At 44.1% G+C, this 19,739-nt stretch carries 16 protein-coding genes, 3 tRNA genes and 1 pseudogene; 2 read left to right on the top strand and 18 right to left on the bottom strand.

Annotated elements, in window-relative coordinates; genetic code table 11:
- Positions 1 to 25 precede the first annotated feature (25 nt).
- From rlmB to tsaE, 12 genes and pseudogenes are all read right to left on the bottom strand, one after another.
- Complete coding sequence (gene rlmB, locus GKR74_RS07040; protein ID WP_154603050.1) at positions 26 to 763, bottom strand: 23S rRNA (guanosine(2251)-2'-O)-methyltransferase RlmB; 738 nt, start codon at positions 761 to 763, stop codon at positions 26 to 28.
- An 83-nt stretch (positions 764 to 846) separates the two neighbouring features.
- A complete protein-coding gene (gene rnr / locus GKR74_RS07045; RefSeq protein WP_154603051.1) occupies positions 847 to 3,327 on the bottom strand; it encodes a ribonuclease R in 2,481 nt (826 codons plus the stop codon).
- Between the two features lie 41 nt (positions 3,328 to 3,368).
- Positions 3,369 to 3,791, bottom strand: coding sequence for a nitric oxide-sensing transcriptional repressor NsrR (gene nsrR, locus GKR74_RS07050; protein ID WP_181477675.1), 423 nt, complete (start codon positions 3,789 to 3,791; stop codon positions 3,369 to 3,371).
- Between the two features lie 293 nt (positions 3,792 to 4,084).
- A complete protein-coding gene (locus GKR74_RS07055) occupies positions 4,085 to 5,386 on the bottom strand; it encodes an adenylosuccinate synthase (RefSeq protein ID WP_154603052.1) in 1,302 nt (433 codons plus the stop codon).
- 285 nt (positions 5,387 to 5,671) lie between these two features.
- Positions 5,672 to 6,673, bottom strand: coding sequence for a protease modulator HflC (gene hflC, locus GKR74_RS07060; RefSeq protein ID WP_154603053.1), 1,002 nt, complete (start codon positions 6,671 to 6,673; stop codon positions 5,672 to 5,674).
- 2 nt (positions 6,674 to 6,675) lie between these two features.
- Positions 6,676 to 7,884, bottom strand: coding sequence for an FtsH protease activity modulator HflK (gene hflK, locus GKR74_RS07065; RefSeq protein WP_154603054.1), 1,209 nt, complete (start codon positions 7,882 to 7,884; stop codon positions 6,676 to 6,678).
- 173 nt (positions 7,885 to 8,057) lie between these two features.
- Positions 8,058 to 9,338 carry a ribosome rescue GTPase HflX gene (hflX, locus tag GKR74_RS07070; RefSeq protein WP_154603055.1) on the bottom strand — a complete coding sequence of 427 codons (1,281 nt, stop codon included), beginning with the start codon at positions 9,336 to 9,338 and terminating at the stop codon, positions 8,058 to 8,060.
- Between the two features lie 91 nt (positions 9,339 to 9,429).
- Positions 9,430 to 9,726, bottom strand: a complete 297-nt coding sequence (gene hfq / locus GKR74_RS07075) for an RNA chaperone Hfq (protein WP_006662385.1) — start codon at positions 9,724 to 9,726, stop codon at positions 9,430 to 9,432.
- Between the two features lie 107 nt (positions 9,727 to 9,833).
- Positions 9,834 to 10,775 carry a tRNA (adenosine(37)-N6)-dimethylallyltransferase MiaA gene (miaA, locus tag GKR74_RS07080; protein WP_154603056.1) on the bottom strand — a complete coding sequence of 314 codons (942 nt, stop codon included), beginning with the start codon at positions 10,773 to 10,775 and terminating at the stop codon, positions 9,834 to 9,836.
- Positions 10,771 to 12,732 (bottom strand): annotated as a pseudogene (gene mutL, locus GKR74_RS07085) (DNA mismatch repair endonuclease MutL); the annotation flags it as partial. The pseudogene mutL and the gene miaA, both read right to left, overlap by 5 nt.
- A 12-nt stretch (positions 12,733 to 12,744) precedes the next feature.
- A complete protein-coding gene (gene amiB, locus GKR74_RS07090; RefSeq protein ID WP_154603058.1) occupies positions 12,745 to 14,073 on the bottom strand; it encodes an N-acetylmuramoyl-L-alanine amidase AmiB in 1,329 nt (442 codons plus the stop codon).
- Positions 14,074 to 14,087: 14 nt separating this feature from the next.
- Complete coding sequence (gene tsaE, locus GKR74_RS07095) at positions 14,088 to 14,552, bottom strand: tRNA (adenosine(37)-N6)-threonylcarbamoyltransferase complex ATPase subunit type 1 TsaE (RefSeq protein ID WP_036948926.1); 465 nt, start codon at positions 14,550 to 14,552, stop codon at positions 14,088 to 14,090.
- 214 nt (positions 14,553 to 14,766) lie between these two features.
- On the opposite strand from tsaE, the gene queG reads away from it, so the two are divergent.
- Complete coding sequence (gene queG / locus GKR74_RS07100; protein ID WP_154603059.1) at positions 14,767 to 15,924, top strand: tRNA epoxyqueuosine(34) reductase QueG; 1,158 nt, start codon at positions 14,767 to 14,769, stop codon at positions 15,922 to 15,924.
- Positions 15,925 to 16,624: 700 nt separating this feature from the next.
- Here the strand turns inward: queG and GKR74_RS07105 are convergent.
- The 6 genes from GKR74_RS07105 to orn form a co-directional block, all read right to left on the bottom strand.
- Positions 16,625 to 16,700, bottom strand: a tRNA-Gly gene (locus tag GKR74_RS07105).
- Positions 16,701 to 16,740: 40 nt separating this feature from the next.
- Positions 16,741 to 16,816, bottom strand: a tRNA-Gly gene (locus GKR74_RS07110).
- Between the two features lie 40 nt (positions 16,817 to 16,856).
- Positions 16,857 to 16,932: transfer RNA gene (locus GKR74_RS07115), tRNA-Gly, on the bottom strand.
- A 221-nt stretch (positions 16,933 to 17,153) separates the two neighbouring features.
- A complete protein-coding gene (gene vapC, locus GKR74_RS07120) occupies positions 17,154 to 17,561 on the bottom strand; it encodes a type II toxin-antitoxin system tRNA(fMet)-specific endonuclease VapC (protein WP_154603060.1) in 408 nt (135 codons plus the stop codon).
- Positions 17,554 to 17,796: a type II toxin-antitoxin system VapB family antitoxin gene (gene vapB, locus GKR74_RS07125; protein WP_036948919.1), complete on the bottom strand. Its 243-nt coding sequence runs from the start codon at positions 17,794 to 17,796 to the stop codon at positions 17,554 to 17,556. The genes vapC and vapB overlap by 8 nt, the downstream gene beginning before the upstream one ends.
- Positions 17,797 to 17,879: 83 nt before the next feature.
- Positions 17,880 to 18,422, bottom strand: coding sequence for an oligoribonuclease (orn, locus tag GKR74_RS07130; protein ID WP_036948917.1), 543 nt, complete (start codon positions 18,420 to 18,422; stop codon positions 17,880 to 17,882).
- Positions 18,423 to 18,559: 137 nt separating this feature from the next.
- Here orn and rsgA point away from each other — a divergent pair, with 137 nt between their 5' ends.
- Positions 18,560 to 19,612: a small ribosomal subunit biogenesis GTPase RsgA gene (rsgA, locus tag GKR74_RS07135; RefSeq protein ID WP_181477680.1), complete on the top strand. Its 1,053-nt coding sequence runs from the start codon at positions 18,560 to 18,562 to the stop codon at positions 19,610 to 19,612.
- Positions 19,613 to 19,739 lie beyond the last annotated feature (127 nt).

Below are 19,739 nucleotides of genomic sequence, written 5' to 3' on the forward strand. Positions count from 1 at the left end.
AATTAAGCAAAAATTATTTTATGATTTATTTGGCAATGCGTTGGCGAACTGCTTCAAACAGGCACACGCCCGTTGCTACAGAGACGTTCAGTGATGAAACTGAGCCCGCCATTGGGATGCTGATCAACTCGTCGCAATGTTCGCGAGTCAAACGACGCATACCTTCACCTTCCGCGCCCATCACTAATGCGATAGAGCCAGTCAGCTTACTTTGATACAAGTTATGGTCAGCTTCACCGGCGGTGCCAACAATCCACACATTGTATTCTTGCAGTAAACGTAAGGTTCTTGCCAAGTTAGTCACACGGATCAGCGGAACGTTTTCCGCTGCGCCACAGGCGACTTTCTTCGCGGTTGCATTCAACTGTGCAGATTTGTCTTTCGGGACAATCACCGCATGAACACCAGCTGCGTCTGCGCTACGTAAACACGCGCCTAAGTTGTGTGGGTCAGTCACGCCATCGAGGATCAGTAAAAATGGCGATTCGGTGCTTTCCAGTAAATCTGGGAGATCCCCTTCTTGATACTGCTTGCCGGCTAGCACGTTGGCGATAATCCCTTGGTGTACTGCACCTTCAGTTTGTGCGTCCATCCATTGGCGATTTGCCACTTGTACCACAATGCCTAACGCTTCGATTTCATGAACGATAGGCATCAGGCGGCGGTCTTCACGACCTTTTAAAATATAGACTTCTTTAATACGTTGCGGTGAACGCTCAAGCAGGGCTTTCACTGCGTGAATGCCGTAAATAATTTCGCTCATAAATATCTTTTAGGTTGAGAACATTAAATAGGTGGAAAATCAAAAGGTGGCGATTTCCCGCCACCTTGTATCATGAAACGCGCTTATCCCTCTTGTTTTTGGGATTTTTTCGCCACGCGTTTTGCTTTTAACTTGGCACTGATTTTTTTGGTTTTATCGGATGGCTTTTTGCTTTTCGCTTTACCGTTTCCTTTACCTTCAGGTTTTGCGTCCTTGCTGTCTTTCTTGCCTTTTTTCTCTGAACGACGAAATGCAGAATCAGGTTCGAAGTTTTTCTCTTTGCTCACATCGCCTTTTCGACGGGCTGAACGTGTCGCATTTTTAACTTCTTTCTTCATCTTATCCCGTGTGGTTTTACCCGGGTTTTTCGCTTTTCGTGTCGTTGAAATTAAAGCAAAATCAATGGTGCGCTCATCCATATGTACCGCTTCTACACGGATTTCCACTTCATCGCCAAGACGATAAGTTGTACCGGAAGATTCACCAATTAAGCGCTGTCCAACCGCATCATAACGATAATAGTCGTTATCAAGAGTCGAAATATGCACTAAGCCATCAATAAACAGGTCATTTAAGCGAACAAAGAAACCAAAACCTGTCACGCTAGTGATAAGTCCAGTAAACACTTGGCCCACTTGGTCTTGCATGAAGTCACATTTTAACCAATCTGCGACGTCACGGGTAGCTTCATCTGCACGGCGCTCAGTCAGTGAGCAGTGCTCGCCCAATTGCAGCATGCTGTCCATATCGGAGTGCCATCCACCCGTTTCCGTCCAGCGCTTATCTCCATGACCATGCTCTTTTGCCAGTAAGTATTTAATACCACGATGCAAAGTTAAGTCAGGATAACGACGAATTGGCGAGGTAAAGTGGGCATATGATTTCAGACCTAAACCAAAGTGACCGCGGTTTTCTGGATCATAAATTGCTTGCTTCATAGAGCGTAAAATCATGGTCTGTAACAGCTCATGGTCTGGGCGCTCAGCCACTTCGTTCATTACTTGGGCGTAATCTTTTGGCTCTGGCTTCATGCCACCCGGCAGCGTCAAACCTAACTCGCTGAATACTGAGCGTAAGTTCATAACGCTCTCTTCTTTCGGACGGTCATGCACGCGGTATAGGGCAGGCTCTTCGTTTTTCTCAACAAATCGCGCCGCCGCAATATTAGCTAAAATCATGCACTCTTCAATTAATTTGTGTGCATCATTACGTTCTACAGGCTCAATACGCTCAATACGGCGTTCCGCATTGAAGATAAATTTGGCTTCTTCAGATTCAAACGAGATAGCGCCACGCTCAATACGCGCTGCATCTAACGCTTTGTATAATTGGTGTAAATGCTCGATATGAGGCACTAACGCTTTGTAGTGCTCGCGTAGCTCTTCATCCCCTTGCAGCATTTTCCACACTTTGGTGTAAGTTAAACGCGCGTGGGAGCTCATCACCGCTTCATAGAATTTATATGAAGAGAGTTTTCCGGATGCCGAAACCGTCATTTCACACACCATACACAGACGGTCTACGCCTGGGTTTAGTGAACATAATCCGTTAGACAGTACTTCCGGTAGCATGGGTACAACTTGGGATGGGAAATAGACCGAGTTACCACGGCTATGGGCTTCTGTATCCAGTGCAGTTTGTGGGCGAACATAATAGCTCACATCGGCAATCGCAACCCATAAACGCCAGCCGCCACCTTTTTTCGGTGCACAGTAAACGGCGTCATCGAAGTCACGAGCATCTTCGCCATCGATGGTAACGAGTGGAAGATCGCGAAGATCCACACGCCCTTTCTTCGCAGCTTCAGGGACTGTTTCACTATAATCAGCTACTTGCTTTGTCACTTGTGGTGGCCAAGAGTGTGGAATTTCATGAGTACGTAATGCGATTTCTACCGCCATACCCGTACCCATGGTTTCCCCGAGTACTTCAACAATATTCCCAACAGCTTGAGAGCGGCGTTGTGGGCGAGTTTCTAATTCAACCACCACCACGTTACCCATACGGGCGCCACACTGTTTGTCTTTCGGAATTAAAATATCGAAACTTAAACGACTATCATCAGGAACGACAAACCCCATTCCCGCTTCAATAAAATAGCGCCCAACAATTTGGTTATTGCGCGGCTCTAATACACGTACAACACGCACTTCGGTGCGTCCTTTACGGTCTTGACCATAAGGTTGAGCCAAAATCACATCACCATGTAAAGCGCGCTTCATCTCATCTTGAGATAAGTAGTAATCTTCTTTTTTACCTTCGACACGCAAGAAACCATAGCCATCACGGTGGCCAATAACTTTACCTTTTAATAGGTCAATACGTTCTGGTAGTGCATAACATTTGCGGCGAGTGAAAACTAACTGTCCATCACGTTCCATCGCACGTAAGCGACGACGCAATGCTTCCAATTCATCTTCCGTAGAGAGGTTGAGTAGCTGTGCAATTTCTTCACGGTTTGCAGGGGCTGTGCGCTTAGATAAGAGATCTAAAATAAACTCTCTACTCGGAATTGGGGATTCGTATTTTTCTGCTTCTCTTTCCTGAAAAGGATCGTTTGACATTGTTACCTCCATTGTCATCAGAGTGATAAATTACTGAGACATTAATCGAGCAGTAATTGATACAGCGGACTATTATCTTTGACCATGTCCGCTAGCGTATATTGGTCTAGTTCTTGTAAAAATTGTTGTATCGCCTTTTGTAGCACACCTTTTAGGCGGCAGGCTGGCGTAATATGGCAAAATTCGCCACTACAATTGACTAGAGTGAGTGGTTCTAATGCGCGAACGACATCACCGATCAGGATTGATTCCGCCGGTTGACCCAGTGCGATCCCGCCATTTTTACCACGAGTGGCTTTTACATAGCCAAGGTGACTTAGCTGATTGATAATTTTAACCATGTGATTACGAGAAACACCATACACCTCAGTAACTTGTGTAATGCTCGTCATCTGCCCTTTTTCTAGGGCGGCTAAGTAGATTAGGGCTCGTAACCCATAGTCAGTAAAACTTGTCAGCTGCACAATCACCTCAAAAATTTTTTGGCGCTACAAATATGCCATGAAATACTTATCTGCCATTTTCGTTATATTTGTTTTCTGGCTACCATCTAAAGTACATTTTGAACGATTTTCTACAGTATATCGCCTTAGTTTTAGTCTAGCCCATCCTTGCACGTAAAGATGCTTGTAATGGCACATAATGTTCAACTTGATGGATATTATCTGAAAATTTTAGCGTTTTATCAAAAAGGAATTCATCGGAAGGAAAATGGGAGAGATAAAAAAACAGCGCTCAGTGAGCGCTGTTCTGTCTATTACTCAACGTCAAACGGATCACGCAGGATCATCGTTTCTGAACGGTCTGGGCCAGTTGAAATAATATCAACAGGGATACCAGTCAGTTCTTCAATACGTTGGATGTAATCTAAAGCTGCTTGTGGCAGTAACGCTCTTTCTTTAACGCCGAAAGTCGTTTCGCTCCAACCAGGCATGACTTCATACACTGGCTCTAAGCCTTCCCACTCATCAGCGGCTAAAGGTGTAGTTTCTAACACTGTGCCATCTTTACGACGATAACCTACACAGATTTTTACTTCTTTTAAGCCATCTAAAACGTCCAGCTTAGTTAAGCAGAAACCTGACAGAGAGTTAATTTGTACAGCGCGATTAATAGCTACGATGTCTAACCAACCAGTACGACGTTTACGACCCGTGGTTGCACCGAATTCTTGGCCTTTCTCACGCAGGAATTCACCCGTTTCATCGAACAATTCAGTTGGGAATGGACCCGCACCAACACGTGTTGAATAAGCCTTGATGATCCCCAGTACGTAGTTCACGTAACGTGGACCTAAGCCAGAACCTGTTGCAACACCACCCGCTGTTGTGTTTGAAGAGGTTACATACGGATAAGTACCGTGGTCGATATCCAGCAGAGTACCTTGCGCACCTTCAAACATGACTAATTCATTCTTCTGATGTGCTTTATAGAGCAAATCAGAAACATCAATTACCATGCTAGTCAGAAGATCTGCAACAGACATGATGTAATCTAATGTTTCTTGGTAATCAACCGCAGGCTCTTTGTAATAGTTAACCAGTTGGAAGTTATGGTATTCGATGATTTCTTTTAATTTTTCAGCGAAAGTTGCTTTATCGAATAAGTCACCAACACGCAGACCACGACGTGCAACTTTATCTTCGTATGCAGGACCGATACCACGACCAGTTGTACCGATAGCTTTTGCTCCACGCGCTTTTTCACGCGCATTGTCTAATGCGATGTGGTAAGGCAGGATCAGTGGGCATGCTTCAGAGATACGTAAACGCTCACGAACAGGAACACCGCGATCTTCCAGTTCTTTCATCTCTTTCATTAAAGCATCAGGCGCAAGAACAACACCATTAGCAATGATGCTGATGACATTTTCACGAAGAATACCGGATGGAATTAAGTGGAGAACGGTTTTTTCACCGTTTACAACAAGAGTATGGCCAGCATTATGGCCGCCCTGATAGCGAACTACATATTTAGCTCGTTCTGTCAGCAAGTCAACGATCTTGCCCTTCCCTTCGTCACCCCATTGGGTGCCCAGTACGACAACGTTCTTACCCATTTCGAAATACACTCGGTTGCTTAAAAATGAATTCTACCATCAAAAATGAACTGTTCCAGTGATATTTTGGCATTACAAAAATTTTTTTCTAGAAAGCAAGTAAAATGGTAGTTTTATTTCTGTCGTAGACTCAAAGTGAATTTTCTCAACCTGAGCAGCTCAAATTTTCCCTGAAAAATCCATCACTTAAAACGACAGGCGAAAAAAAGCCCACCGAAGCGGGCTTTTCTTTATTAGATTAACAGTAATTTAAGCTCGTTGCACGTAACTTAAGCTGTTTATCATTTAATCCGTTGAACGCAGCTGAGTTGGTGCCTTCATAAAGCGGAAGAAATCTGTATCTGGGCTAAGCACCATTACGTCATCACCACTTTTGAAGCTTTGCTCATAAGCACGCAGGCTACGAATAAAGGCATAGAACTCTGGGTCTTGGTTGAATGCATCAGCAAACAGTTTCGTTGCCATTGCATCACCTTCACCTCGCAGGGTCAGTGCTGTACGCTCTGATTCTGCCAGTGTTTCTGTTACCGTCTTATCCGCTACCGCACGAATCTTGGTTGCTTCTTCTTGACCTTGTGAACGGTGCTGACGCGCTACCGCTTCACGCTCTGCACGCATACGTGCATAGATGGCTTCAGAAACTTCGTTTGGTAATTCAATACGTTTGATACGCACGTCGACAACTTCGATACCTAACGCCGCCATACTGTTTGCATTTACAACCAGTGGCTTCAGGTTGGTTTCTTTTTCAACGCGAGCCGCCGCATCTGCAATTGCAGCATCAGCGTCTTTAGTTGCTTCGTCGGTTGCGGTACCTTTGTTCAGTGCATCACGAACATCAACAGTTAAGCGACCACGAGAGTCAGTGATGATGTCTTTAACACTTAAACGACCAAACTCAGAACGTAAACGGTCACTGAACTTACGTTTTAACAGGGTTTCCGCTTGGAATGGGTTACCGCCGCCAGTCGCTACATAGTAACGGCTGAAGTCAGTGACACGCCATTTCAGGTATGAATCCACCATTAAGTCTTTGTTTTCGCTAGTCAGGTAACGGTCAGCTTGAATTTCTAACGTCTGAATACGTGCATCTAGCATTTTCACAGTTTCAATAAATGGAACTTTGAAATGTAGACCTGGTTCATAAACGATAGGTTTATTCTCAGAATCACGTAAAACCTTACCAAAGCGTAATACAATACCGCGCTCAGTTTGAGGAACAATAAAGATTGATGCGTAGGCAACGGCTAAAACAGCAATCACTACAAAAATAAATGACTTACGCATGATTATTGTCTCCCTACTCTAACTGCATCACCACGCACAGGATTGTTTGGCTGTGCAGGTGCTGAACTCGTAGAAGATGAATTGTTCGTTGAGTTCGTCATTCTTGCTGACTGATTCACTTTTGGTGCCGCAGTCGTATTGCCCGTCGCACCACGCATGATTTGATCCAACGGCAGTACTAACATGCTGTTGCTCTTATCATTAGCAATCACTTTACGTGTATTTGCTAATACGCGCTCCATCGTTTCGATGTATAAACGTTCGCGAGTAATTTCTGGTGCAGCACGATATTCAGGTAGCATTTTCGCAAAGCTTGCGACCTCACCCTCTGCTTTGAAGACGACACTCGCCTTGTAAGCTTCAGCTTCTTCGATCATACGTTGCGCGTTACCTTTCGCGAGAGGCAGAACTTCGTTTCGATAAGCGTGCGCTTCACGAATCGTTTTTTGTTCTTCTTCCCTTGCGGAAATTACATCATCAAACGCTGCTTTAACATCTTCAGGCGGACGAGCCGCTTGGAAGTTGACGTCCAGCAGGGTAATACCCATTTTGTATGGTGCAATCGTTGCTTCTAGCTCTTTTTGCGTAACATCACGGATAAAGGCGCGATTCGTAGTCAACACTTGCTCCATGGCAGATTGACCAATAACACCACGCACCGCACTATCCAGCGCTTGACGCAGACTATTATCAGGATTAGTCACGCTAAACAGGTATTGAGCAGGATCAGTAACACGGTACTGAACGTTCATTTCAACGCGGATAACGTTTTCATCTGATGTCAACATCATACCGTTAGTCGCTTGTTCGCGAACAGTTTCAACGTTCACAGGAACAACTTGATCAATAAACGTTGGTTTCCAGTTCAGACCAGGTCCGACAACACCACTATATTCACCAAAACGTAAGACTACGCCACGGTCACTTTCTTTAATGGTATAGAAGCCTGAGCCCGCCCAAACTACGACAACCGCAGCAAGTGCTAACATACCTAAACGGCCACTCAGTTGTGATGGCTGTTTATTATTGCCTTCACTACCGCCTTTATTACCGCCGCCGCCAAGCTTGCTGCCTATTTTACGAAAGAGATCGTCGAGATCATAAGCCCCAGGTTTCCGACCACCTTTGTTCCCGCCAGAGTTGCTGCCTTTATTGCCGCTTCCCCACGGATCGCGGTCTTGTCCGTCATTACCGGGCTGATTCCACGCCATGTTTTAGCTCCATTCTTTATGATTGATTTTTAGGGCTAAGAGCGATATTTCTCATCATTCATTTCACCCATGGGTGTCTTGAATCAAGTCGAGGATATTGGGCTCTTAATATCAATTCCATTGCCTAACTGTGTTGCGGTTAACTCAGCCAACTGACTGTTTTAACATCATTTTTAAACAACATAGTTAGGTAATTGTTGCTCCTGCTTGCATAAACGTCGCCAATCCACCATTGGCATACGCACCTCAAGTCCAATGGTGCCGTCTTCTTCTTGCCATTCACGTTCGATGGATTGAAGTTGATAAAAACGACTCCGTAAGCGACCTTCATTCGGTGGTAAACGCAATTCAAAATGTGCGATCTCACCTGAAAGGCGTTCCGTTAATGCTTGAAGCAACAAAGGGATACCTTCACCTGTTTGCGCTGAAACCCAGACACGAACTGGCTTGTTATCCTCATCTCTGTCAATACGCGGGACAAAATCGTCGAGCATATCAACTTTGTTCATCACTAAAAGTGTTGGGATTTCATTTGCTTCGATTTCTTCCAGCACACTGTCAACCGCTTGGATATTTTCATCCAGTCGGACATCAACTGCATCAATCACATGGAGCAGTAAAGTGGCTTCACGCGTTTCTTGCAGAGTTGCTTTAAATGCAGCAACCAGATCATGTGGAAGGTGGCGAATAAAACCCACGGTGTCCGCTAAAACGACAGTGCCTACATCATCAACATCGATACGACGTAAAGTAGGATCTAACGTAGCAAACAGTTGGTCTGCTGCGTAAACATCTGCCGACGTCATCCGGTTAAATAAACTGGATTTTCCGGCGTTGGTGTAGCCCACCAAGGAAACAGTTGGAATATCTGCTTTACTTCTTGATTGACGACCTTGCTCACGCTGTTTTTCGACTCGTCCAAGACGAGATAAAATCTGTTTGATTTTATCTCTGAGTAATCGACGGTCAGTTTCAAGCTGTGTCTCGCCGGGACCACGTAAACCAATCCCGCCTTTTTGGCGCTCAAGGTGCGTCCATCCTCTCACTAAGCGAGTGGATAAATGCCGTAATTGAGCTAATTCAACTTGAAGTTTACCTTCATGCGTACGCGCACGTTGTGCAAATATATCTAAAATTACCCCTGTACGATCAACGACCTTACATTGGCAAACCCGTTCGAGATTACGTTCTTGAGCAGGGCTAAGTGTGTGGTTAAATAGCACCACATCCGCACCACTAGCTTCGACGGCTTCAGCGATTTCTTCAGCTTTCCCTTCCCCAACGAAAAATTTTGGGTGGGGCGCCTTACGGCTGCCAGTCACTATTTGTACAGGTTTAACGCCAGCAGACGTCACTAGGGACTCAAATTCTGCTAAATTATCAACGTCTTTTTCTTGATCAAAAAAGACATGGACCAGTACAGCTAGTTCACCGCCTTCATACCTATCAAACAAGGTGTAACCTCTTAGGCTAAACAATAATTGCAAAGGAAAGACACAGGTATAGTCTCCCTACCCATGCTTTCCTTGTTTTTAGCGTACAGTCTTACTCAGCTGATTCGCCATCTTGCCCAGCAGAAGCACCACCATGGTAGTTGCCATTGCCAGCGCCAGCAGTACCAGTACCGCTATGATGAGAAACAGGGCGTGCTGGAACCACAGTAGAGATAGCGTGTTTATAAACCATCTGGCTAACTGTGTTTTTCAGCAAAATAACAAATTGGTCAAAAGATTCGATTTGACCCTGCAATTTAATACCATTAACTAAATAAATAGAGACCGGAACCCTTTCACGACGTAATGCGTTCAGGAACGGATCTTGCAAAGATTGCCCCTTAGCCATTCTATGTTTTCCTTATTTTGTTGTTTTTTAAATGAGAATCTTACGATTCCTAAAAATTACTACTCAAAAATTACGCTTAACGCTTTAATTGTACACAAAGAATAGCCCTATGCACTAATAACCTGTATAACGGTGTCAAGCGCTTGCTGAGGTTGTTCACTATCTAACCGATGAACATTGTCCCAGCTTCTCAACCAAGTGATCTGCCGTTTAGCCAATTGGCGCGTCGCGCAAATCCCTCGATAAACCATTTCATCATAATCTATTTCACCATCGAGATAAGACCACATTTGCCGATAACCTACGCAACGAATGGAAGGTAAATCAACATGGAGATCGCCTCGTTGGTATAGCGCTTTCACTTCGTCTTCAAACCCTGCTTCTAGCATTAAACGAAAACGTCGTTCGATACGCTCATGTAAAATTTTACGATCTTGTGGCTCAATAGCAAACTGAAACACATTATAAGGCAATTCTGTGCCTGCTGTTTGAGTCATTTCAGTCAAAGTTTGTCCCGAAATGAGATATACCTCTAAAGCTCGGGATAATCTTTGCGGATCATTAGGATGAATACGCGCCGCAGAGATGGGATCGACCTCAGCTAAACGACGATGTACCTCAGCCCAACCTTGTTCTTGTGCTATGTTCTCAATTGCCTCACGCACTTCTGGAGAGGCCGATGGCAGCGGTGACAACCCTTCTAATAAGGCTTTAAAATAAAGCATGGTACCGCCAACCAGTAATGGAATCTTACCTTGAGACGAAATTTCATCCATTACATTTAATGCGTCACGACGAAAATCGGCCGCAGAATAAGGCTGAGATGGATCGAGGATATCTATCAAACGATGCGGGGCTTGGCTCAGCTCTTCTTGATTAGGCTTCGCGGTACCAATATCCATTCCTCGATAAATTAATGCCGAATCGACACTAATGATCTCCACAGGCAAATGCTTGCGTAATTCGATGGCCAATGCCGTTTTGCCCGAAGCCGTTGGCCCCATTAAGAAGATGGCATTTGGTTTTTGTTGAGTTACTAAATCACTCATTTGTCAGTGTAGCTACCACGGGTTGTAAATTAATTAATTGTAATAATGTTGGCGGTGGATTTGCCACCCACTGCGGACAGATCCGCTCAACATCAGCCAGTAATTGAACTGCCTGCGCCAAACTCCAACTTTCCTCGTTTTTTGTCTGAGAAATCGCATTTGCTAGCCATTGCGCGATATTTTCATTCGAGACACTCTCTTTTGCTGACAAAAACACGATTAAATCAGAAAAAAGCTGCGATAAATTTTGCGTTCTTAGCGGTAACGATACCGTATGAATTGTTACTTTTCCATGAAATATCGAGGCATCGATACCAAATAGTGTCAATTGTTCCTTATAACGTTGCAAAACCTCTATTTCGTCACTTTTTAGTGACAATTTTAAGGGAATTAACAACGGTTGAGGTTTTAATCCACCATTTTCTGGCGTTAATTGAGCCAGCTTGAGTAAGTAATTCGCTTCATTCAAGGATAACAGGATTATCCCTAATGAAGACTCAATTAATGCAAAGTTTTTTGCGTAAATTGTCAATACTTTACCGAATTGGTAGTTATCCGCACTTTTCGCTACAGATTGGCTATCTACAGGATTGACACTCAACGGCTTTCTTTCTGGGAATAACGGTTTTTTATCTTCAGGCGCAACGGGAATCGACATCAAACGTTGATACAGCTCTCCCGCTTTGCGCTCATAGCTTGGCTCTGAGCGGTTATAGCTTGATATTGGACTAGACTTGCCTGCGTGGTCTGAAGTAAAAGTGTTGTTTTTACCTGCTACTGACGCATTTCGTGGCTCACCATACGAAAGAGGAGGCTCTTGAGCATGACTCCGTTGAGTGCCTTGTGGTTTCCCTGTTTCCTGTACAGTAAGAGAAGCAAAGTAGTTATCCCCTGCGGATGCCCGATTTTCAACTTCGTTGGATACCGGTTCTATTCCCGGAAGTTCACTTTCAGTTAGCGCATTAAGCAATACAGTGCGTACCGCTTGATAGATAAAATCATGCACTAATCTGGCTTGATGAAAACGCACTTCATGTTTGGCGGGATGGACGTTCACATCCACTTGCTTAGGGTCGATGGTCAAATACAGCACATAAGCGGGTTGTTGATTCTCATCCAGATGGCCTTCATACGCTTGGCGGATCGCATGGTTGATCAGCTTATCGCGCATCATACGACCATTCACATAGCAATACTGAATATCACTGACTCCGCTCGATGTCGTTGATGGTGCAACCACCCAGCCTTTGATCCCTAAATCACTGTGCTCCCATGAAAGCGCTAACGCGCCTTGCATAAAACCTGTTCCGCAAATTGTACCTAAACGGCGCTCTTGCTGATTGGCATCCTGCGCGGCACGATACTGCTTAACTAATTTGCCATTGTGCGACAAATTAATCGCCACATCAGGGCGAGAAAGCGCAATTCGGCGCACGATTTCATCAATATGTCCAAACTCGGTTTTTTCTGTACGCATAAATTTGCGACGAGCGGGCGTATTGTAAAAGAGATCCAGCACTTCGACCGTTGTGCCATTGGGATGTGCTGCAGGTTTTACCGTCACCTGCATGTCACGACCTTCTGCATAGGATTGCCATGCTTCAGTTTGCTCAGCGGGTTTGGAGGTTAATGTCAGGCGGGAAACAGAGCTAATACTGGCAAGGGCTTCACCGCGGAAACCCATGCTCATAATCGCTTCAAGGTCATCTAATGTGGCAATTTTACTGGTGGCATGGCGCGCTAGAGCGAGGATCAACTCATCTTTGTTGATCCCACAGCCATTATCCCGAATACGGATCAGCTTTTCTCCCCCTCGCTCAATCTCGATATCGATGCGAGTTGCCCCTGAGTCAAGGCTATTTTCGACTAACTCTTTAACCACGGAGGCGGGTCTTTCGACCACTTCACCCGCCGCTATTTGGTTCGCTAATTGAGGAGAAAGGATCTGGATTGCCATAACCTAATTCACTTATTTTGGCGCTGCTTGCAGCGGATTCGCTAAAAAGTACTGACGTAACCCTTGGTGAATACCATCAGCCACTTTTTCTTGATAATCATTGGATTTCAATAGCTGTTCTTCGGATGTATTACTGATAAACCCAGTTTCCACTAAAATAGATGGAATATCGGGAGAACGCAGTACGCCAAGGCTCGCGTGTTCTGGGGTTTTCTTATGAATATTACCAATTTTTCTAAGCTGCTGAATGACATGAACCGCAACATCGTAACCCACACGTTGTGAATGCCCAAACTGTAAATCCAATACCGCTTGGCTTAAATATGGGTCTGCACCACTGAGCGCGTCACCCGCCCCACCAAGAAGTTCAGATTGCTTTTCACGCTGTTCCAACCAGCTACCTAATTCGCTGTTTGCTCGGCGGTTAGATAGCACCCAAACGGATGCCCCACGAGCGCTACTGTTTGGTGCTGAGTCAGCATGAATAGAAACCAGCATGTTGGCGCCTTTCTTACGCGCAACGTCTGAACGACCACTGACAGAAATAAAATAGTCTCCGTCCCTTGTCATTACAGGCTTAAACATCGGATCGGCATCCAATTTTTGATACAGTTTACGCGCCACACTAAGTGTCACGTCTTTTTCTTTATAACCGTTTTTACCAATCGCCCCTGGGTCTTTTCCACCATGACCCGCATCAATCGCAATCACCACCTGCTTGGTGCCTTTTGGCAAGGTTTTGGTTGGCGTTGCTGGGGTTGATGGCGTAGTCGATGAAGCCACCGCTGGTGCATTCATTTTTAATGGTTTTTCTTGTACCGGCTGAACAGGCTGCGAATTACGTGTGGATGGCGTTGCCGTTGGCTGGGCTGGCATCACGGTATTATTATATGAATTTGATGTCTGTCCTTTGCCTGTTGATACCGTAAAGACAACTTGGTATTGACCAGAAACCTGCTGAACAACCGCTTTAGTCTTCGCAGCTTGAGAAAGCTCCAACACAATACGCTTGTGCTGGCTATCAGGCGCTTGGCTAGCGCGAACTTGCTTCACCAAGTCCCCTTTCGGAAGCTTAAGTGGCAAGCCAATAATTTCACCACGTTGCTGAACATCAATCACTAAGCGTTCTGGTGAGTGCAGCGGGAAGTAGGAATAATCAGGCTTTCCATCAACAAATGTTAATGTCACTTGCGCCTGTGAAGGGCTATTACTAACTTGAATATTAGAGAGAGATGCCGCTTTGGCGGTTGATGTCACCAGAGCCAGAGCAAACATCATCAATAATAAGAAAAGAGAAAAAATACCCTTGGTAGTTATTCTGTTCATCGATGCATTCATCATGAGCTATATGTTCCTTAGAATACCGTTAACGCTTCCAATAACGACTCTCCGGTTGTCGAAAAAGCGACAACCCGAGCCTGACGCCCTTCATCTTGATAGGTTAAATGGATCTCCAGATCCGCTTCAGGTAAGAAGCCTTTGCCCTGCTGTGGCCATTCCACTAAACAGACTGAGTTGTCTGAAAAATAGTCGCGGATCCCCATAAACTCAAGTTCTTCAGGATCGGCTAAACGATACAGATCAAAGTGAAAAACGTGTCTATCTGCTAATTCATAAGGCTCAACAAGTGTATAGGTTGGGCTTTTTACATGGCCTTGATGGCCCAATGCTTGTAAAAATCCACGACTAAATGTCGTTTTCCCTGCACCTAAATCGCCATACAGGTTAATGACCGCGCCTTGTTTACAGGCCATAGCGATCGTGCGCCCAAGCGCGACTGTTTGCTCTTCATTAGCAAGTTGTACTGTGCGTTCTTTCATAGTTAGCGAAGCCAATTATAATGATAAAATTTATTCAATAATGATATTAACGCCTATTTTAACTCAAGCAGATCTATTTGTGTTATTTAACATTGTTGGAACATCGAGATCGGAAATTTCCGAGCAAGATCGTGCCAACGCGATCTGTGGATTTTGAGAAATCCAATGATCGTGTTAGAGTGCCTGCGAATCCACTTTTACCTAGATATTTCCCATGTCCACACGCCTCGACCTCGACCTTCTTGCCCAAAATATTAAACAATGGGGCATCGATGCTGGCTTTCAACAAGTCGGTATTTGCGATACGGATCTTACCCTTGAAGAACCCAAGCTCCAAGCATGGTTGGATAAACAATATCATGGCGAAATGGAGTGGATGAAGCGCCACGGCATGATGCGGGCGAGACCCCATGAATTACACCCCGGCACACTGCGCGTCATTAGTGTTCGAATGAACTATCTTCCTGCTAAGGCCGCTTTTGCCAGCACGCTAAATAATCCAGAACTAGGCTATGTCAGCCGCTACGCCCTTGGCCGCGATTATCATAAGCTATTAAAAAAACGCTTAAAAGTGCTTAGTGATCGGATCCTCGAGTATTGCCGTCAGTTTGAATGTTCCGATGATTTGAATTTTCGCCCTTTTGTTGACTCGGCACCTATCCTAGAACGCCCACTTGCTGTCAAAGCGGGTTTAGGCTGGACGGGTAAGCACTCACTGGTGCTCAACCAACATTCAGGCTCATGGTTTTTCCTTGGCGAATTGCTTGTCAATCTTCCTCTACCCGTTGATCAACCCGTTGAAGAGCAGTGCGGGCGCTGCGTTGCTTGTATGACAACTTGCCCAACAGGCGCAATTGTCGAGCCTTATACTGTTGATGCAAGGCGCTGTATTTCCTATCTAACCATTGAACTCGATAGCGCGATCCCCGAAGAGTTTCGCCCTCTAATGGGTAACCGGATTTATGGCTGTGATGACTGCCAACTTATCTGCCCGTGGAATCGCTTTTCTCAATTGACGGATGAAGAAGATTTTAGCCCTAGAGCCGCATTGCATACGCCGGAACTATTGGATCTTTTTTCATGGGACGAAGAGAAATTTCTCCGTATTACGGAAGGCTCGGCGATTCGCCGTATCGGCTATATAAAATGGCTACGTAATATCAGCGTTGCTTTGGGTAATGCGCCCTATCAAGATAATATTGTTCTCGCATTACAGAGCCGTCTTGGGATCAACTCTATGTTAGACGAGCACTTCCAATGGTCGATTGGCCAACAACTCAAGCGTCGAGAAGAAAACCAAGTCACAATTCAAACTTCGCAACAAAAACGTCTTGTTCGGGCAATTACTAAAGGTTTACCTAGAGACGCCTAAAAAAAGTCCAGCCTTATATCCTAACCTATCAATTGTCAAACTGATGTGAATAAAATAAAAAAGTGCTTACCCGACAATAGGTAAAGGATTTGCAAGTTGTGCTAAGCACATTTTGAATAAATAGTTTTTTACTTTAATTTCAATGAATTAAAATTAAAATTAATAATATTCATTTTGTGATAATCAAAAATTAACCAATAACTAACCTGTGGATAACTCTGTGCAGCAAAGTATTTCTATCTAGGATAAAATGAACCTAGACCCACTCAGGTTGTGGATAACTTTCTCATGGAGAGAAGTAATAAAAAAACGCTGAATTTTAGTTAACTAACTAAAGTAAAGTTATCAAAAAGTCAGGTTAATAAGAAATTTTAACTGAACCGGTAAAAATAGGATTTTTTACCTTTCACTCGAACGTTCGCCATTTTGGCTGAAGTTCTTATAGGATGCCCTATTGCTAAGGGGTGGCTATTCTATGGCTCTCCGCCTATGAATGCAAGCAAAAAACTCACTTAGATCCTAAAAAGATCATAAATAATAAAAGGATCGTGAACAAGGAAGATAAAAATTGCTTTTGTGTAAATAATGAACATTAAACGGCTAATAAGTATTAATGCATAAGCATAGAACTAGCATTTAATAGAATGTTTATTAAGGGGTCATACAGAAAGAAAAATAGAGAAAATTGAGAGGTAAAATTTGGAGCGGGAAACGAGACTCGAACTCGCGACCCCGACCTTGGCAAGGTCGTGCTCTACCAACTGAGCTATTCCCGCATTTGGTGGGTACTGCTTCTGCTAAAACACTAAGAAAGTTTGGAGCGGGAAACGAGACTCGAACTCGCGACCCCGACCTTGGCAAGGTCGTGCTCTACCAACTGAGCTATTCCCGCATTTGGTGGGTACTGCTTCTGCTAAAACACTAAGAAAGTTTGGAGCGGGAAACGAGACTCGAACTCGCGACCCCGACCTTGGCAAGGTCGTGCTCTACCAACTGAGCTATTCCCGCATAACCAATTCTTGGTGCCTTAATCGTGCCAATAAAATCATAAAAACTTCATCGGTACGGGGAGCGCATTATACGAGAAATTAAGATACTAGCAAGCGTTTGAACTCAAATTTTTTATTTTTTTGTTCGTTTGATGATAAAACAATCATAGTGATGATTTTGTCGTCGCCGTTTGTTAAATAAGCATTTCAAGGTGTTAAGTTTGTTAACCTTAGCCCTTTTTATGATGAAGTGACCCAATCCTCTAATCTTAAACCATCAACCCTTTCAAACTCGCGAGTATTATTTGTAACGACGATAAGCCCTTTGCTTCTAGCGTGAGCCGCTATGTGTAGATCATTTTCCCCGATTTTTTTACCTTGTTTTTCGAGATTTGCTCGAATATCACCGTAATGACAAGCGGCCGCTTCATCATAAGGCAACACGCAAAGCCGAGAAACGAAATCATTAACAACAGCTAAATTTCGTTCTGGATTCATGCTTTTTTCTGCGCCAAAAACCAGCTCTGCTAACGTAATTGTTGAAATTGCCAATTGGTCAGCATGCTGGTTAAACTTTGGTAATAATGCTGCAGGTCGTCGTTTGATGGTGAAAATAATAATATTAGTATCAAGCAAGTATTTAATCATCGAAAGATTCTCTTGGGGTAGGAACTTGCTCTGCTCTCGAAACTAAAAAATCATCCGTGGCCGAAGTTTCCGTTAAAAAGAAGCTATCCCACGTATTTTGCAGTGGTGTAATAATACGCTCTTTACCTTTCATTCTAACGGTGACTTCTTTCACATCATCAGGAAACCGTAACTCTGCGGGTAAACGAACATTTTGAGTCCGATTACTCATAAAAACCTTACTGTGTAGGATCATGATGATTCCTCCCAAATAGTGCCATATAGCTTGAGTATATAGCACCATTAGAGTTGCTGCAATATTGAGCACTTTAGAGCAAGTTATTTAATAAACGTTTCTCGGTAATATACCAGCTCAGCAATTGATTCGCGGATATCATCCAGCGCTTGGTGGGTGTTTTTCTTTGAGAATCCAGCGAGGATCTCAGGCTTCCAGCGGCGAGCTAACTCTTTTAATGTACTCACATCAAGATAGCGGTAATGAAAATAGCTTTCTAACTCTGGCATATAATTAAATAAGAAGCGGCGGTCTTGTCCTACGCTATTTCCACAGATAGGCGATGCACCTTTTGGTACCCATTTTTCTAAAAATTCAATGGTCGCCAGCTCTGCTTCACGCTCACCAATAGAACTTTTACGAATACGCTCGACTAAGCCGCTATTAGTATGGGTGTTTACATTCCACTCATCCATTAATGCCAACTGCTCTTCGGTTTGGTGTACCGCGATAACAGGGCCTTCGGCCAAGATATTCAGGTTACTGTCAGTCACAATCGTAGCGATTTCAATAATACGATCACGAATAGGATCGAGTCCGGTCATTTCTAAATCGATCCAAATTAAATTATTCTCATTCTTTTGCATGATATGCCCTAACTGAATACGGTGGAGTTAAGGTATGATAACACCCTTCGTGCTATCCGTTATAGGTATGTAGTTTTTCAATAATATCCCTATCGGTTATAATATAGACACTAAATTATTTAAGTGAGAGAGGTCAGGTGGCTAAGCAGAAACTTTCGAAAGGCCAACAGCGCCGCGTGCAAGAAAATCATCAAAAAAGACTCAAAAAACAGAAAACCATTGAGATTGATGATAGCCAATTAGGTGAGGCTCAAGAGGGCTTAGTGATTAGCCGCTTTGGTCAACATGCGGATATTGAAGCCGCAGACGGCACTATACAGCGTTGTAACCTGCGTCGAACCATCTCATCTTTAGTGACCGGGGACAAAGTTGTCTGGCGCCCTGCACTAAACACACAGAGTGATATCAAAGTGAACGGCATTGTCGAAGCCGTTCATGAGCGCCACTCCGTCTTAACTCGTCCTGATTATTATGATGGGTTAAAACCTATCGCCGCCAATATCGACCAAATCGTCGTGGTTTCTGCGATTTTACCTGAATTATCGCTCAATATTATCGACCGCTACTTAGTCGCCTGTGAAACGACAGGGATCCAGCCGATTATTGTCTTAAACAAAGTTGACCTACTCGATGAAGAAAATCGCGAGTGGGTCAGTGATTTAATGACAATTTATAGCGACATTGGCTACCAAGTGCTCGAAGTTTCCAGTCATACCGGTGAAGGAATGGAAGCGCTCACTAACACGCTATCAGGCAAAGTGTCAGTCTTTGTTGGCCAATCTGGTGTCGGTAAATCCAGTTTGTTGAATACGCTGTTACCTCAAAATGAGGCCGCGATCTTAGTCAATGATGTTTCTGATACCTCGGGCTTAGGGCAACACACGACGACCGCATCCAGACTGTACCACTTCCCACAGGGTGGTGATGTCATCGATTCACCGGGCGTACGTGAATTTGGTCTTTGGCATCTGACAAAGGAACAAGTGACCAAAGGATTTGTCGAATTTAAAGATTACCTTGGTGGCTGTAAATTCCGCGATTGTAAACACTTAGATGACCCCGGTTGTTTACTGCGAGACGCAATGGAAGACGGCAAAATTGCCGAATCACGCTTTGAAAACTATCACCGTATTTTAGAAAGTATGGAACAAGTTAAACTGCGTGGTAACTTTACCGCTAAAGATAAATAATCCCCGAAATCAGTCTAAAATAAGTTAGTGAGCGCTCACGTTTATCGTTCATTTTATCCGCTTTCTGAAATAATTCGAAAGCGGATGAGTTTCAGTTACAATAGCGCCCTTTCACTAACTTACCTTT

Origin of the sequence: Providencia sp. wls1914 (assembly GCF_009706645.1) — a bacterium.
Lineage (GTDB): Bacteria > Pseudomonadota > Gammaproteobacteria > Enterobacterales > Enterobacteriaceae > Providencia > Providencia zhijiangensis.

Bases quoted from the DNA above. Each gene is read 5' to 3' on its own strand.
- hfq (WP_006662385.1), bottom strand. From the start codon at position 9,726: ATGGCTAAGGGGCAATCTTTGCAAGATCCGTTCCTGAACGCATTACGT.
- tsaE (WP_036948926.1), bottom strand. From the start codon at position 14,552: ATGAAAGAACGCACAGTACAACTTGCTAATGAAGAGCAAACAGTCGCG.
- GKR74_RS07055 (WP_154603052.1), bottom strand. From the start codon at position 5,386: ATGGGTAAGAACGTTGTCGTACTGGGCACCCAATGGGGTGACGAAGGG.
- hflK (WP_154603054.1), bottom strand. From the start codon at position 7,884: ATGGCGTGGAATCAGCCCGGTAATGACGGACAAGACCGCGATCCGTGG.
- orn (WP_036948917.1), bottom strand. From the start codon at position 18,422: ATGCAAAAGAATGAGAATAATTTAATTTGGATCGATTTAGAAATGACC.
- queG (WP_154603059.1), top strand. From the start codon at position 14,767: ATGTCCACACGCCTCGACCTCGACCTTCTTGCCCAAAATATTAAACAA.
- vapC (WP_154603060.1), bottom strand. From the start codon at position 17,561: ATGATTAAATACTTGCTTGATACTAATATTATTATTTTCACCATCAAA.
- hflC (WP_154603053.1), bottom strand. From the start codon at position 6,673: ATGCGTAAGTCATTTATTTTTGTAGTGATTGCTGTTTTAGCCGTTGCC.
- miaA (WP_154603056.1), bottom strand. From the start codon at position 10,775: ATGAGTGATTTAGTAACTCAACAAAAACCAAATGCCATCTTCTTAATG.
- rnr (WP_154603051.1), bottom strand. From the start codon at position 3,327: ATGTCAAACGATCCTTTTCAGGAAAGAGAAGCAGAAAAATACGAATCC.
- rlmB (WP_154603050.1), bottom strand. From the start codon at position 763: ATGAGCGAAATTATTTACGGCATTCACGCAGTGAAAGCCCTGCTTGAG.
- vapB (WP_036948919.1), bottom strand. From the start codon at position 17,796: ATGATCCTACACAGTAAGGTTTTTATGAGTAATCGGACTCAAAATGTT.
- amiB (WP_154603058.1), bottom strand. From the start codon at position 14,073: ATGATGAATGCATCGATGAACAGAATAACTACCAAGGGTATTTTTTCT.